This window comes from Streptomyces sp. NPDC058240 (assembly GCF_042882135.1).
In the GTDB taxonomy this organism is placed as follows: Bacteria; Actinomycetota; Actinomycetes; order Streptomycetales; family Streptomycetaceae; genus Streptomyces.
The window spans coordinates 533,999-547,946 of record NZ_JBHVWT010000001.1; the positions used below are offsets into that span (position 1 = coordinate 533,999).

Here is a 13,948-nt window from a genome sequence, read left to right on the forward strand (position 1 = left end):
TCCTCGGCCGCCTACCGCAACCTGCGGGTCACCTGGGAGCTGTCCGCGCTGTACGCGCTGTACGCGATCGGCTTCGGCGGAATCGTCGCGTTCGGCGTCTATCTCCCCACGTATCTGAAGACCTGGTACGACCTGTCTCACCCACCGACGCCGGCACGAAGGCCGCCGGGTTCGCCCTGGTCACGGTCATCTTCCGGCCGATCGGCGGCTGGCTCTCGGACCGCGTCCACCCGGCCGTGGTCACGGCGGCGGCGCTCGGCCTGGCCGCCCTGATGGCGATCGTCCAGGCCTTCGACCCGCCGCTGGCCCCGGGCGGCACGATCGCGCTGCTCTGCATGGCGGCGGGCCCGGGCACCGCGAGCGGCAGCGTCTTCGCCCTGGTCTCGCAGGTGACGCTGCAGGCGAAGGTGGGCAGCGTGACCGGGATCGTCGGCGCGATGGGCGGCCTGGGCGGCTTCGTGCCGCCGCTGGTGATGGGTGCGATCTACAGCGCGAAGGGCTCGTACTCGATCGGCTTCATGCTGCTGTCGGACCTGGCGCTCGCGGGGTGCGTGTACGCGTACGGCCGCATGCGGGGACTCCAGCGGGACCAGGGTCTCTCGTTCGGGACAGGGCCTAGGGTGCGGTGGGTGACTCCTCTTCTCTTTGTGCCGGATGACGGTTCGACCCGGGAAGCCACCCGGTTCGGCGAACACACCATGACCTACGACCGGTTGGCCACCGCCTCCACCGCGCTCGCCGCGCGTCTCGCCGGCGCCGGGCGGGTCGCCGTCTGGGCCACCCCCACCCCCGAGACGGTGGTCGCCGTCGTGGCCGCGCTGCGTGCCGGGGTGCCGGCGGTTCCGCTCAACCCGAAGACGGGGACGCGCGAACTCGCCCACATCGTGGCCGACAGCGAACCGACCGTGGTGCTGGCCGGGGCGGGCGACACGCTCCCGCCGGTGCTGGACGCGCTGGACCGCATCGACGTCGACACGGCCGGGGAGGGCGCCGGCGCCGCGCTCCCCGAGCCCTCCCCCGAGTCCCCCGCGCTGATCGTCTACACCTCCGGCACCACGGGCCCGCCCAAGGGCGCGATCCTGCCCCGGCGGGCCATCGCGGCCTCGCTCGACGCGCTGGAGGACGCCTGGCAGTGGACCGGCGACGACGTGCTCGTCCACGCCCTGCCGCTGTTCCATGTGCACGGCCTGATCCTGGGCGTGCTGGGGCCGCTGCGGCGGGGCGGATCGGTGCGGCACCTGGGCAGGTTCTCCACCGACGAGGTGGCCCGGGAACTGTCGTCCGGCGGCACCATGCTCTTCGGCGTACCGACGATGTACCACCGGCTGGCCGAGGCCCTCGACGGCTCCGGCCCCGGGGCTGCCGGACTGGCGAAGGCACTGGCCGGAGCCCGGCTGCTGGTGTCCGGGTCGGCCGCACTGCCGGTGCACGACCACGAGCGGATCGCGACGGCCACCGGCCGCCGGGTCATCGAGCGGTACGGCATGACGGAGACCCTGATGAACACGGGCGTCCGGGCCGACGGCGAACCGCGCCCCGGAACGGTCGGCGCGCCCCTGCGTGGCGTGGAGCTCCGCCTGGTCGAGGAGGACGGCACCGTCCTCGCCGAGGACGGTGCCGGACCCGATGCCATCGGCGAGATCCAGGTGCGCGGCCCGAACCTCTTCACCGGCTATCTGAACCGCCCCGACGCCACGGCCGCCGCACTCACCGAGGACGGCTGGTTCCGCACCGGGGACATGGCCACCCGGGATGCCGACGGCTACGTACGGATCGTCGGGCGCAAGGCCACCGACCTGATCAAGAGCGGCGGCTACAAGATCGGCGCCGGGGAGATCGAGAACGCGCTCCTGGACCACCCCGGCGTCCGCGAGGCCGCCGTCACCGGTGAGCCGGACCCGGATCTGGGCGAGCGGATCGTCGCCTGGGTGGTGCCGGCCGACCCGGCGTCGCCGCCGTCCGGGGACGCGCTCGCGGACCATGTGGCCGCCCAGCTGTCCCCGCACAAGCGCCCGCGCACGGTCCGCTACCTGGACGCGCTGCCCCGCAACGACCTCGGCAAGATCATGAAGCGGTCGCTCCATGCCTGACCGGCTGACGGCGAGAGCGGCGATCGCGGCACTCACCGCGGACTTCGAGGAGCTCGGGGGGCTCGGGGAGCCCGGGGAGCCCGGGGAGCCCGGGGAGCCCGGGAACGCCGCCGCGCCCGGCCGTGACGGCGCCGGGGACGGGCCCCTCGCCTGGGCCGGGTACGCGGACTCCCGGGCCCGCGCCGCCGCCCGTACCGGCGAGGAGGAGTCCGTCGTCCACGGCCTCGCCTCGGTCGGCGGCCGGGCCTGCGTGCTGGTCTCGTTCGAGTTCGGGTTCCTGGGCGGCTCGCTGGGGCAGCGCACCGGGGACCGGCTGGAGGCCGCGTACGAGGCCGCCCGGACCCGGGCGCTGCCGCTCGTCTCGCTGATCGCGACGGGCGGCAGCCGGATGCAGGAGGGCATGGTCGCCCTGACCCAGCTCCAGCGGGTGGCCCGTGCCTCGGCGCGGCTGCGGGCGGCGGGCCCCGCGCAGCTCGCGGTCCTGCGCGACCCGACGACGGGGGGCGGCTGGGCCACGCTGGGCGCGGGCGCCGATGTGATCCTGGCGCTGCCGGGCGCCCAGGTCGGGTTCGCCGGTTCCCGGGTACGGCCCCCGGACGCGGACCCTCACGCGTACACCGCCGAGGGCCAGCTGGCCGCGGGCCAGATCGACGCGGTCGTCCCGCCGGACGAGCTCCCGGGGACGGTGGCCCACTGGCTGCGGGCGCTCCACGCCCCGGGCTCCCCGGCGCTCCCCGCCCCCGTGCCGGACGCCCTGTCCGCCACCGGCCTTCCGGTGACCGGCTGGGACGCGGTCCGGCAGGCCCGCTCGCCCGCCCGGCCGCGCGCCGAGGCGTATCTGGACGCCTATTTCGCCCACCGGCTCCCGCTCGGCGGCGACCGCTGCGGGGGTACGGACCCGGGGCTGCTCTGCGGTTTCGGGCGGCGCGGCGGCCGGTCCATCGCGTACGTGGCCCAGTGCGGCACCGCGACCCGCCCGGCCGGTTACCGCACGGCGGCGCGGGTGATCCGGCTGGCCGACCGGCTCGGCGTTCCCGTGCTCACGCTGATCGACACCCCGGGCGCGGCGAACGACGCGGAGGCGGAACGGGCGGGCGCGGGCGCCGCCATCGCAGGCGCCTTCGCGGCGCTGGCGGAGGCCCGGGTCCCCGTCACCACCCTGGTGATAGGTGAGGGCGGTTCGGGCGGCGCGCTGGCCCTCGCGGCACCGGGGAACACCCATGTCACCCGGGACAGCTACTTCTCGGTGATCGCCCCGGAGCTGGCGGCGGCGATCCTGAAGCGCGCCCCGGACGAGGTGCGTGCCACGGCCGACCAGCTGCGGCTGCGCCCCCAGGACCTGGTGGAACTGGGCTTCGCCCGCTCGGTGGTGGGGCCGCGGGACGGAGCCGGGGACGTGCCGCGGGGGTGAGGCGCGGGCGGGGCGGTCACGGCTGGGGGTCCCGCGCGTCGTACCGCGCGAACCCGCGCCACCGCAGCGCCAGCAGGGAGACGGCGACGACACAGGCGATCCCGCCCCCGGTCACCGCCAGGCCGGGCGAGGTCAGGTCGGCGACCGATCCCGCCAGGAAGTCGCCGAGCCTCGGCCCGCCCGCCACGACGACGATGAACACGCCCTGGAGCCGCCCTCGCATCTCGTCCGGCACGGCCGCCTGGAGCATGGTGTTGCGGAAGACCATCGAAGTGGTGTCCGCGCACCCGGCGAGCGCCAGGAAGAGCAGCCCGAGCCAGAGCTGCCGGGTCAGGCCGAAGACCGCGATGGCGGTGCCCCAGCAGGCGACGGCGAGCAGCACGGCGAGGCCGTGGCGTCGGATGCGCCCCAGCCAGCCGGAGAACACCCCGCCGAGCAGCGCGCCGAGCGCCGGGGCGGCGACCAGCAGTCCGGTGGTCTTCGCGTCGCCGCCGTACCAGAGGACGGCGACGACGGGGAACAGCGCCCGGGGGTGGGCCAGCAGCATGGCGCACAGATCGGTGAAGAAGGTCATCCGGAGATTGGGCCTGGTCCCGAGGAAGCGCAGCCCGTCCGCGACGGACGCCCGCTTGTCCCCCGCGCCCTCCTCGCGCTGCGGCAGCATGGCGGGCAGCCGCCACATCGCGTAGAGCGAGGCGGTGAAGGTGATGGCGTCGACGGTATACGCGGCCCGGTAGCCCCACCAGCCGACGACGAGCCCGCCGAGCATCGGCCCGACCAGCGTGCCGGTGGTGCTGGTCATGGAGGTGAGGGCGTTGGCGGCGGGCAGCTGCTCGGGCGGCAGCAGCCGGGCGATCATCGAGCTGCGGGCGGGCGCGTTGACCGCGAAGCAGGCCGCCTGGAGGCCGACGACCGCGTACAGCAGCCCCACCTGCTCCACCCCGGCGACGGTGATGGCGACCAGGGCGACGGAGAGCACGAACGACCCGGCGGAGCTGGCCAGGCCCAGCTTGCGGCGGTCCATGGTGTCGGCGACGGCCCCGCCGTACAGCCCGAAGACGACCAGCGGCAGGAACGAGCAGAGTCCGATGAGCCCGACCGAGAAGGCGGACCCGGTGATGTCGTAGACCTGGAGCGACACGGCGAGCGAGGTCATCCCCTGCCCGACCCAGGAGACCGTGTTCCCGAACCAGAGCCGCCGGTAGTCGGGGGAGCTCCGCAGCGGTGTCAGGTCGGCGAATATGCGGCGGCGGGCGGCGGGTTCTTCGGTCGTTTCGGTCACGCCGGATAGTAACGACCGGGTCGGGCCGTGCCGTTATGGCTGGGTGCCGGGGACCGGCTACCTCCAGTGGATCCCTGACGTCCGGGCAGGCTTGTACGCGGTCCCGTTGTGCGGGTGGGTGCGGCGCTCGAACAGTGTGGCGTACAGGCCGCTCCTGTCGAGAAGTTGGGTGTGCGTGCCGGACTCCACCAGCCGCCCCTCGTCCAGGACGAGGATGCGGTCGGCGTCCGCGGCCAGGGCCAGGTCGTGGGTGATCACAATGGTGGTGCGGCCCCGGGCCAGCCGCCGCAGGGGTTCGAGGATGCGTTCCGCGGCCAGCCGGTCCAGTCCGGTGGTGGGCTCGTCGAGGAGGAGAACGGGCGCGTCGCGCAGCATGGCGCGGGCGATGGCGATGCGCTGCAACTGGCCGCCGGAGAGCCGGGAGGTGCCGGTGGAAATGACTGTGTCATATCCCTCCGGGAGAACCTGGATGAACTCGTGGGCGTCGGCCGCCCGCGCGGCCCGCACCACATCGTCGTGGCTCGCGTCGAGGCTTCCGCAGCCGATGTTCTTCTCGATGGTGTCGTGCAGGACCAGCGTGTCCTGCGGCAGCAGCGTGATGTTCTGCCGGAGGTAGGGCAGCGGCAGCCGGTCCACGGACACCCCGTCCAGCCGTACGCTGCCGGCGTCCGGGTCGTAGAACCTCAGCAGCAGCGCCGCCAGGGTCGACTTGCCCGCACCACTGGGGCCGGTGATGACCAGCAGTTCCCCGGGACTTGCGGAGAACGAGAGGTCCCGGAGCACCATCTCGTCGCTGCCGGGGTAGTGGAAGAACACCTGACGCGCCTCCACCTCGCCGAGCGCCCGGCTCCGCGGCGGCACGGGCACGGAATCGCCCGGGTCGGTGACCGCGGGCTCGGCGTCGAGGATCTCCAGCAGTCGTTCGGCGCCCGCGGTCGCGGCGGTGGCCGTCAGGCCGAGCTGGCCCAGCGAGCGGATCGGCGGGTAGAGGTAGCCGATGAAGGCGGCGAAGGCCAGCAGCTGTCCGAGCGTCATCCGGTGCCGGGAGATCTCCCACGCCCCCAGACCGATGATCGCCAGGACGCACAACGTTTGGAGGACCTCGACGAGTTGCTCGTAGAACTCGGTGAGGCGGACGGCCTTCACCGCTGTCCTCAGCCGGATACGCGCCTTGCTGAAAAGCCGCTCCTCCTCATCGTGCTGCCTGTTGTACGCCTGGGTCATGACGACGTTGACCAACGTCTCCTCGACCACGGCCGTGATGGCACCGTCCGCCGCCCGACCGCGCCGGGACACCGCGCGCAGGGGCCCGGCGAAACGCGTGGTCGTGAACCAGAAGAGCGGCACCATGACAAAGGTGGCAAGGGCCAGATCCCAGCGCAGCCACAGCGCGGCGGCGGCGTAGAAGAGCGTGCTGAACACGGCCGATGCCGCCCCGACGATGCCGGAGACCACGAGCGCTTCGATGGCTTCCACGTCACCTGTCAGCCGCTCCACCAGGTCACCGCGGCGATTGCGCTGGTAAAAGTGCGGCGGAAGCGTCTGAAGATGTCCGAATACCCGTGCCCGCAGCCTCATCACGAAGCGTTCGGCGACCCAGGCGGCGAGCGAGTTGCCCAGATACCCCACCACTGCACCGATGACGGCCACGGCGAGCCACTGGCCGGCAGGCTTCCAGAAAGCGCTGACGGAGCCGGTCTGCAGAGCGGTGTCGGTGAGTTTGGCGAAGAGCAGGACCGTGATGGTCTCGGCGATGGCGGCCAGGACGGCGCACAGGAGAATGAGGATGAGCCAGCGCCGGTCACCCTTGGTCAGTGGCCAGAAGCGCCGGAACGCTACGACGATGCTGATGGGATCCGTGCGGATCGGGACATCCGTCACCGAGTCCTGAGAAGTCTCTTCGGGGGGCGCTGAGCGCCGGGACGAGCTGCTGAGGCGCATGGGCGTCACGTCACAGAAGTGCTCGGACTATGGACCATCTCCATAGGCGCGGACCCCAAAACCGCGAGACCGACCCGCGCCGCAGCGCGAGCCTGCCTCGTTTCGGGGATGGTGTCGGGGGTGTCGGGTCAGTAACCCCACCCACCGCCGCCGCCGCGGCCGTAACCGCCACGTCCGCCACCGCCGTCGCCGCGGCCGTAACCGCCGCGTCCGCGTCCGAAGCCGAAGCCGCGTCCGTAGCCACCGCGTCCGCGTCCGAAGCCGCGTCCGCCACCGTAGCCACCGCCACCGCCGTGGCCCCTGTAGTCGAAGATGCTGCGTACGTTCATCTTCGCCTCCTCTGGGGAGTTCGTTGCGCCGCTCCTTGCTCTTGCTGCGGCACTTTCGACACTACGTCCGACCCCTGAGGCCAACAAGTCGTAGAAGCCGAAATCAAGGATAAAAAGGGACGAAATACCGCAGCCCTTCAGAGCGTTGTCATAAGTGACTCTCCGGACATCCGTCGGGGCGACCGACGGCGCCCCACACCTCACGACACCGCCACGGCCATCGCCCGGCCGCGCACAATCGGGGCCGCCCGTACGGACACTGACGCACCGACGCACTGACGCTTCGACGCGGAACGGGCGGGCCCCGGCCGGACCTCACCGGCACGACCCGCCGGGCCGGGGAGCGGCCACTTGATCTTGCTACGGGGCTATGGTGAGGGCCCCCACGGAATCCGTGAGGGCCCTCGCGCCTACGTATACGCAGGTCATAACGTTTCTGCCGGAACATCGGCAGTGGGGCGGGTGGGACTCGAACCCACGGCCGACGGATTATGAGTCCGCTGCTCTAACCGGCTGAGCTACCGCCCCTTTTCGGCGTGGCGCGTACAAGTGTGCGCGCCGTCTGCCGCAGCATAGCCGGTCATACGATCTCTCGCTCCGGATGGTCGGCTTCGCATGACCATGAAGACCTCGCCGTCGGCCGTCCGGTTCCGGAGGGAGCGAAGTACACGCGAAAGAGTCACACGCATCCCACACGCACCACGGTGACGACCGTCGGCGGACATACGAAAAAGGACCCCTCGGGGTCCTCTTCCGTTCCGCTCCCCCGACTGGACTCGAACCAGTAACCCTCCGGTTAACAGCCGAATGCTCTGCCAATTGAGCTACAGGGGATCGCGCTCCCCCGACTGGACTCGAACCAGTAACCTGCCGGTTAACAGCCGGCTGCTCTGCCAATTGAGCTACAGGGGATTGCTGCGTATGCACCGAACCCTACCTACCTGGCTGCTGCCGGGCGGCGCGCGTTCGCTGCGACACATACATTAGCGCAAGCAGGGGGGTGCTTTGCCAATCGGTATCCCCCGGGGTGATCTCCGGTGCCCGCGGGTAGGCGGGCAGCACACGTCGCACTGAGCGTCGCACTGAGCAAGGAAGGGTGGCAGCCATGCGGTACCGGCTCACGTTCATCGCCGGACTGGCCCTCGGATACGTGATCGGGACACGGGCCGGGCGCGAGCGCTACGAGCAGCTGAAGAAGTCCGCACGCCAGTTCGCCCAGAATCCGGCCGTGCGCAATACCGCCGAGTCCGCGGCGCAGAGCGGCCGCGATCTGGCCGGCAAGGCGTACCACTCGGTGAGCGAGAAGGTCGGCGACAAGGTCCCCGCCTCGGTGGCCGACCGGGTGCGCTCGCTGCGGGACCGCGGCCGGAACGGCGAGGACGACTGGGGCACCACCAACACCTAGCCGGACCGTCCCCACCGCTGCCGCACCAACCGGTACGGAGAAGCTCCGGCGGTGCGGCAGAATCTTGGGCATGGGGATAGTCGCCGGCTTGGACAGTTCTTCCGCCTTCACACACATCGTCGTCTGCGATACGGACACGGGCGCCGTGCTGCGCCGGGGGTTCGCCGCACACCCCGTCGAGGCGAAGGCCACCGAGGTCGACCCGCAGGCGTGGCTGCTCTCGCTCGGCGAGGCCGCCACCGACGGGCTGCTCGAAGGGGTGCAGGCCATCGGCGTCTCCGCCCAGCAGCACGGCCTGGTGCCACTGGACCGCCAGGGCAACCTCGTCCGCCCGGCGCTGCTCGGCAACGACAAGCGGGCGCAGGTCGCCGCGGCCGATCTGATCGACGGACTCGGCGGGCGGCAGCCCTGGGCCGAGGCGGTCGGGGCGGTGCCGCAGGCCGCGCAGCCGGTGTCGAAGCTGCGCTGGCTGGCACGGACCGAGCCGGAGGCGGCCCAGCGGGTGGCCGCGGTGCTCCAGCCGCACGACTGGCTGGTCTGGCAGTTGCTGGGGCGTCCCGCCCGGCGGACCACCGACCGGGGTGCCGCGTCCGGCACCGGCTACTGGTCGGCGGACACCGGCTCCTACCGGCCCGATCTGGTGGAGCTCGCGCTCGGGCACCAGGCCGCGCTGCCCGAGGTGCTCGGTCCCGCCGACGCGGCCGGGACGACGCCCGAGGGGCTGCTGATCTCCGCGGGGACCGGCGAGACGATGGCGGCGGCGTTCGGGCTCGGGGTCGGGGTCGGCGACGCGGTGGTGTCGCTGGGTGCGTCGGGCTCGGTCATGGCGGTGCATGACGAGGCGCTGTCCGATCCGACCGGGATGATCACTTCGTTCGCGGACGCGACCGGGAAGCACCTGCCGGTGGTGCACACGTCCAACGCGGTACGGGCGCTGCGCGGGACCGCCGAGATGCTCGGCGTGGAGGGCCTCGACGAGCTCTCCGCGCTGGCGCTTAAGTCCACGCCGGGCGCGTCCGGGCTGGTGCTCCTGCCGTACCTGGAGGGCGAGCGGACGCCGCAGCTGCCGCATGCCGCGGGGACGCTGTGCGGGCTGCGGCGCGAGTCGATGAAGCCGGAGCATCTGGCGCGGGCGGCGTTCGAGGGGATGCTGTGCTCGCTGGCCGACGCGCTCGATGTGCTGCGCGGCCGGGGCGTGGAGGTGCGGCGGGTCTTCCTGCTGGGGGCGGCTGCCGAGCTGCCCGCCGTGCAGGGGCTCGCTCCGGCGCTGTTCGGTACGCAGGTGGTCGTGCCGCAGCCCGCCGAGTACGCGGCGCTGGGCGCGGCCCGGCAGGCGGCCTGGGCGCTGGGCGTCTCGCAAGGGACGGCCGATCCGCTCACTCCCCCGGCCTGGCAGGGCGCCGCGGCGCAGGTGCTGGAGCCGGGCGACGAGCTGGCGGTCGGGCAGGCGGTGCGCCAGCAGTACGTGGCGACGCGGGACCAGATCCATCCCGGAGCGTTCGACTCCGCAACCTGAGCCGTCCACCTGTGCGGATATGACCGGGTACACCGGTGGAGATGAACCCCTCCACTTGTGTACTCGGTCTGTTTTTTGACCTGGTCTTGAATAAAATTACTCGCAGTCGCGGCCCCCGGTGCCGGAAAATGGGTCGACTCCCGCCCTCTGCCGACTCCGAGAGACACGCGTGCTCATAAAACTCCTGCGGGCCTATCTCGGTCCGTACAGAAAACCCATCCTGCTGCTGGTCCTCCTCCAACTGCTGCAGACCTGCGCCAGCCTCTACCTGCCCACCCTGAACGCCGACATCATCGACAACGGTGTCGTCAAGGGGGACACGGGCTACATCCTCGAATTCGGCGGCATCATGATCGCCGTCAGCATCGGCCAGGTGGTCTGCAACATGGGGGCCGTCTACTTCGGCGCCCGTACCGCGTCCGCGCTCGGCCGTGACGTCCGGGCGTCGATCTTCGACCGGGTGCAGTCGTTCTCGGCCCGTGAGGTCGGACGATTCGGGGCGCCCTCGCTGATCACCCGTACGACCAATGACGTCCAGCAGGTCCAGATGCTGGTGCTGATGAGCTTCACCCTGATGGTGTCGGCCCCGATCATGTGCGTCGGCGGCATCATCATGGCGCTCGGCCAGGACGTCCCGCTGTCGGCGGTACTGCTCGCGGTGGTGCCGGTGCTCGGCATCGCGGTGAGCCTCATCGTGAAGCGGATGCGTCCGCTGTTCCGCACGATGCAGGAGCGACTCGACACGGTGAACCGGGTGCTGCGCGAGCAGATCACCGGCAACCGGGTCATCCGCGCCTTCGTCCGTGACGGCTACGAGGAGGAGCGGTTCCGCGGCTCCAACACCGAGCTGACGGACGTGGCGCTGTCCACGGGCCGGCTGATGGCGCTGATGTTCCCCACCGTGATGACGGTCGTGAACGTCTCGTCGATCGCCGTGCTCTGGTTCGGTGCCCAGCGCATCGACAGCGGCGGCATGGAGATCGGCGCGCTGACCGCCTTCCTCGCCTATCTGATGCAGATCGTCATGTCGGTGATGATGGCCACCTTCATGTTCATGATGGTGCCGCGCGCCGAGGTCTGTGCCGAGCGCATCCAGGAGGTCCTGGAGACCGAGTCCAGCGTGGTCCCGCCGGTCAAGCCGGTCCGGGAGCTGCGCGCCCACGGTCATCTGGAGGTGCGCGGCGCGGACTTCCGCTACCCGGGCGCCGAGGAGCCGGTGCTGCGGTCGGTGGATCTGGTGGCCCGCCCCGGCGAGACCACCGCGATCATCGGGTCGACGGGCAGCGGGAAGTCGACGCTGCTCGGGCTCGTACCGCGGCTGTTCGATGTGACGGACGGCCAGGTGCTGGTCGACGGTACGGATGTGCGGACGCTGGAGCCGGCGCTGCTGGCGAAGACCGTGAGTCTCGTTCCGCAGAAGCCGTATCTGTTCTCCGGGACGGTCGCGACGAACCTGCGGTACGGAAATCCGGACGCGACCGACGAGGAGCTGTGGCACGCGCTGGAGGTCGCGCAGGCCAAGGAGTTCGTCACGGCGCTGGAGCACGGTCTGGACGCGCCGATCGCGCAGGGCGGCACCAATGTCTCGGGCGGGCAGCGGCAGCGTCTGGCCATCGCCAGGACGCTGGTGCAGCGCCCGGAGATCTATCTCTTCGACGACTCGTTCTCCGCACTCGACTACGCCACCGACGCCGCGCTGCGCGGGGCGCTGACGCACGAGACGTCCGAGGCGACCGTGGTGATCGTGGCGCAGCGGGTGTCCACCATCCGCGACGCGGACCGGATCCTGGTGCTGGACGAGGGCCGGGTCGTCGGCTCGGGCACCCATCACGAGCTGATGGACGGCAATGAAACGTACCGGGAGATCGTGCTCTCCCAGCTGACGGAAGCGGAGGCCGCGTAATGGCCGGGCCTGGCGGACGCATGATGGCGGGCGGGGCGCCGACCGACCGGTCCATGGACTTCAAGGGGTCCTCGAAGCGGCTGCTGAGGCGCTTCGCGACGGAGAAGACCCCGCTGTACGTGATGCTGGCGGCCTCGGTGCTGAGCGTCGCCCTGTCGGTGGTCGGGCCGAAGATCCTCGGCCGGGCGACCGACCTGATCTTCGCCGGGGTCGTCGGCCGGGAGATGCCCGAGGGGACGACCAAGGACCAGGCCATCGAGGGCCTGCGCAAAAGCAGCAGCGGCCTGGCCGACATGCTCTCCGGGGTGGACTTCGTCCCCGGTCGAGGCATCGACTTCGGTGCGGTGGGCGACGTCCTGCTGGTGGCACTGGCGGTCTATGTCGGCGCCGGCCTGCTGATGCTGGTGGCGACCCGGCTGTCGATCCGGATCATCAACCGGATCATCTTCCAGCTGCGCGAGGACATCCAGACGAAGCTGTCGCGGCTGCCGCTGTCGTACTTCGACCGGGCCAAGCGCGGCGAGGTGCTCAGCCGGGCGACGAACGACATCGACAACATCTCGCAGACGATGCAGCAGACGACGGGCCAGCTCATCAACTCCCTGCTCACCATCGTCGGCGTGCTCGTCATGATGTTCTGGGTCTCGCCGCTGCTGGCGCTGGTCGCCCTGGTCACGGTGCCGCTCTCGGTGGTCGTGGCCACGAAGGTCGGCAAGCGCTCGCAGCCGCAGTTCGTGCAGCAGTGGAAGGTGACGGGCAAGCTCAACGCCCACATCGAGGAGATGTACACCGGGCACACCCTGGTGAAGGTCTTCGGCCGGCAGGAGGAGTCCGCGAGGGACTTCGCCGAGCAGAACGAAGCGCTGTACGAGGCCGGTTTCAAGGCGCAGTTCAACAGCGGGATCATGCAGCCGCTGATGATGTTCGTCTCCAACCTGAACTATGTGCTGATCGCCGTCGTGGGTGGTCTGCGGGTCGCTTCGGGGTCGCTGTCGATCGGTGACGTGCAGGCGTTCATCCAGTACTCGCGGCAGTTCTCGATGCCGCTGACCCAGGTCGCCTCGATGGCGAACCTGGTGCAGTCGGGTGTCGCCTCGGCCGAGCGGATCTTCGAGCTGCTGGACGCCGAGGAGCAGGGCGCCGACCCCGCGCCCGGCGAGCGCGAGCGCCCCGAGGAGCTGCGGGGCAGCGTCTCGCTGGAGAAGGTGTCGTTCCGTTACGACCCGGAGAAGCCGCTCATCGAGGATCTGTCGCTGAACGTCGAGCCGGGTCACACGGTCGCGATCGTCGGCCCGACCGGGGCCGGCAAGACCACGCTCGTCAATCTGCTGATGCGGTTCTACGAGGTGACGGGCGGCCGGATCACGCTGGACGGGGTCGACGTCACGAAGATGTCGCGCGACGAGCTGCGGCAGGGCATCGGCATGGTCCTCCAGGACACCTGGCTGTTCGGCGGTTCGATCGCGGACAACATCGCGTACGGAGCGTCGCGCGAGGTCACCCGTGAGGAGATCGAGGAGGCGGCGAAGGCGGCCCACGCCGACCGGTTCATCCGTACGCTGCCGGACGGCTACGACACGGTGATCGACGACGAGGGCTCCGGCGTCAGCGCGGGCGAGAAGCAGCTGATCACCATCGCGCGGGCATTCCTGTCCGACCCGGTGATCCTGGTGCTCGACGAGGCGACGAGCTCCGTCGACACCCGTACGGAGGTCCTGATCCAGAAGGCGATGGCGCGCCTGGCCCATGGCCGTACGAGCTTTGTGATCGCGCACCGGCTCTCCACCATCCGGGACGCCGACGTCATCCTGGTGATGGAGAACGGCTCGATCGTCGAACAGGGCACGCACGAGGAGCTGTTGGACGCCGAGGGCGCCTACGCCCGGCTGTATTCGGCGCAGTTCGCGCAGGCGGTCGCCGAAGTCGACTAGGAACACCGCCCGTTCGGACCCGAGGGCCCGGGGGGGGGTCGCGGGGTGGGGGGGGGTGTTTTTTCTTTTTCTGGGGGGGTGGTAGGGGTGTTTGGAGGGGTGGGTTCCTCCTTTTCTTTTGGTGTTTTTTTCCTCCTTTC

General features: G+C 70.9%; 9 protein-coding genes, 3 tRNA genes and 1 pseudogene. 7 read left to right on the forward strand and 6 right to left on the reverse strand.

All coding sequences use genetic code 11. The features are described from left to right. Nucleotides 1-18: 18 nt before the first annotated feature. The 3 genes and pseudogenes from ACFVX4_RS02435 to ACFVX4_RS02445 form a co-directional block, all read left to right on the forward strand. Nucleotides 19-593, forward strand: a pseudogene (locus tag ACFVX4_RS02435) (MFS transporter); the annotation flags it as partial. Beyond that, nucleotides 570-2,090 carry an acyl-CoA synthetase gene (locus ACFVX4_RS02440; protein WP_389972072.1) on the forward strand — a complete coding sequence of 507 codons (1,521 nt, stop codon included), beginning with the start codon at nucleotides 570-572 and terminating at the stop codon, nucleotides 2,088-2,090. The pseudogene ACFVX4_RS02435 and the gene ACFVX4_RS02440, both read left to right, overlap by 24 nt. Next, nucleotides 2,083-3,501 (forward strand): carboxyl transferase domain-containing protein, encoded by a 1,419-nt coding sequence (locus ACFVX4_RS02445; RefSeq protein ID WP_389971147.1) that lies wholly within the window; start codon nucleotides 2,083-2,085, stop codon nucleotides 3,499-3,501. Before ACFVX4_RS02440 ends, ACFVX4_RS02445 begins: the two co-directional genes overlap by 8 nt. A 16-nt stretch (nucleotides 3,502-3,517) precedes the next feature. On the opposite strand, the gene ACFVX4_RS02450 is transcribed toward ACFVX4_RS02445, so the two are convergent. The 6 genes from ACFVX4_RS02450 to ACFVX4_RS02475 form a co-directional block, all read right to left on the reverse strand. After that, complete coding sequence (locus ACFVX4_RS02450; RefSeq protein WP_389971149.1) at nucleotides 3,518-4,783, reverse strand: MFS transporter; 1,266 nt, start codon at nucleotides 4,781-4,783, stop codon at nucleotides 3,518-3,520. 57 nt (nucleotides 4,784-4,840) lie between these two features. Further along, nucleotides 4,841-6,724, reverse strand: coding sequence for an ABC transporter ATP-binding protein (locus ACFVX4_RS02455; protein WP_389971151.1), 1,884 nt, complete (start codon nucleotides 6,722-6,724; stop codon nucleotides 4,841-4,843). A gap of 128 nt (nucleotides 6,725-6,852) precedes the next feature. Beyond that, nucleotides 6,853-7,053 carry a hypothetical protein gene (locus tag ACFVX4_RS02460; RefSeq protein WP_389971153.1) on the reverse strand — a complete coding sequence of 67 codons (201 nt, stop codon included), beginning with the start codon at nucleotides 7,051-7,053 and terminating at the stop codon, nucleotides 6,853-6,855. Between the two features lie 454 nt (nucleotides 7,054-7,507). Continuing rightward, a tRNA-Ile gene (locus tag ACFVX4_RS02465) sits at nucleotides 7,508-7,581 on the reverse strand. Between the two features lie 233 nt (nucleotides 7,582-7,814). Further along, nucleotides 7,815-7,887, reverse strand: a tRNA-Asn gene (locus ACFVX4_RS02470). Between the two features lie 5 nt (nucleotides 7,888-7,892). Further along, nucleotides 7,893-7,965: transfer RNA gene (locus tag ACFVX4_RS02475), tRNA-Asn, on the reverse strand. 193 nt (nucleotides 7,966-8,158) lie between these two features. Here ACFVX4_RS02475 and ACFVX4_RS02480 point away from each other — a divergent pair. From ACFVX4_RS02480 to ACFVX4_RS02495, 4 genes are all read left to right on the forward strand, one after another. After that, the gene (locus tag ACFVX4_RS02480) at nucleotides 8,159-8,458 is read left to right on the forward strand and encodes a YtxH domain-containing protein (protein WP_266419535.1); all 300 of its coding nucleotides are present in this window, start codon (nucleotides 8,159-8,161) and stop codon (nucleotides 8,456-8,458) included. A gap of 70 nt (nucleotides 8,459-8,528) precedes the next feature. Then, entirely contained in the window at nucleotides 8,529-9,974 is a 1,446-nt protein-coding gene (locus tag ACFVX4_RS02485) for an FGGY family carbohydrate kinase (RefSeq protein ID WP_389971156.1), read from the forward strand. A gap of 169 nt (nucleotides 9,975-10,143) precedes the next feature. Beyond that, nucleotides 10,144-11,877 (forward strand): ABC transporter ATP-binding protein, encoded by a 1,734-nt coding sequence (locus ACFVX4_RS02490; protein ID WP_389971158.1) that lies wholly within the window; start codon nucleotides 10,144-10,146, stop codon nucleotides 11,875-11,877. After that, nucleotides 11,877-13,808: an ABC transporter ATP-binding protein gene (locus ACFVX4_RS02495; RefSeq protein ID WP_389971160.1), complete on the forward strand. Its 1,932-nt coding sequence runs from the start codon at nucleotides 11,877-11,879 to the stop codon at nucleotides 13,806-13,808. The genes ACFVX4_RS02490 and ACFVX4_RS02495 overlap by 1 nt, the downstream gene beginning before the upstream one ends. The last annotated feature ends 140 nt before the right edge of the window (nucleotides 13,809-13,948 follow it).

What these genes read in the sequence shown, in the direction of transcription:
- ACFVX4_RS02485 (WP_389971156.1), top strand. Translation starts at nt 8,529, where the DNA reads ATGGGGATAGTCGCCGGCTTGGACAGTTCTTCCGCCTTCACACACATC.
- ACFVX4_RS02440 (WP_389972072.1), top strand. Translation starts at nt 570, where the DNA reads ATGCGGGGACTCCAGCGGGACCAGGGTCTCTCGTTCGGGACAGGGCCT.
- ACFVX4_RS02455 (WP_389971151.1), bottom strand. Translation starts at nt 6,724, where the DNA reads ATGCGCCTCAGCAGCTCGTCCCGGCGCTCAGCGCCCCCCGAAGAGACT.
- ACFVX4_RS02495 (WP_389971160.1), top strand. Translation starts at nt 11,877, where the DNA reads ATGGCCGGGCCTGGCGGACGCATGATGGCGGGCGGGGCGCCGACCGAC.
- ACFVX4_RS02445 (WP_389971147.1), top strand. Translation starts at nt 2,083, where the DNA reads ATGCCTGACCGGCTGACGGCGAGAGCGGCGATCGCGGCACTCACCGCG.
- ACFVX4_RS02460 (WP_389971153.1), bottom strand. Translation starts at nt 7,053, where the DNA reads ATGAACGTACGCAGCATCTTCGACTACAGGGGCCACGGCGGTGGCGGT.
- ACFVX4_RS02480 (WP_266419535.1), top strand. Translation starts at nt 8,159, where the DNA reads ATGCGGTACCGGCTCACGTTCATCGCCGGACTGGCCCTCGGATACGTG.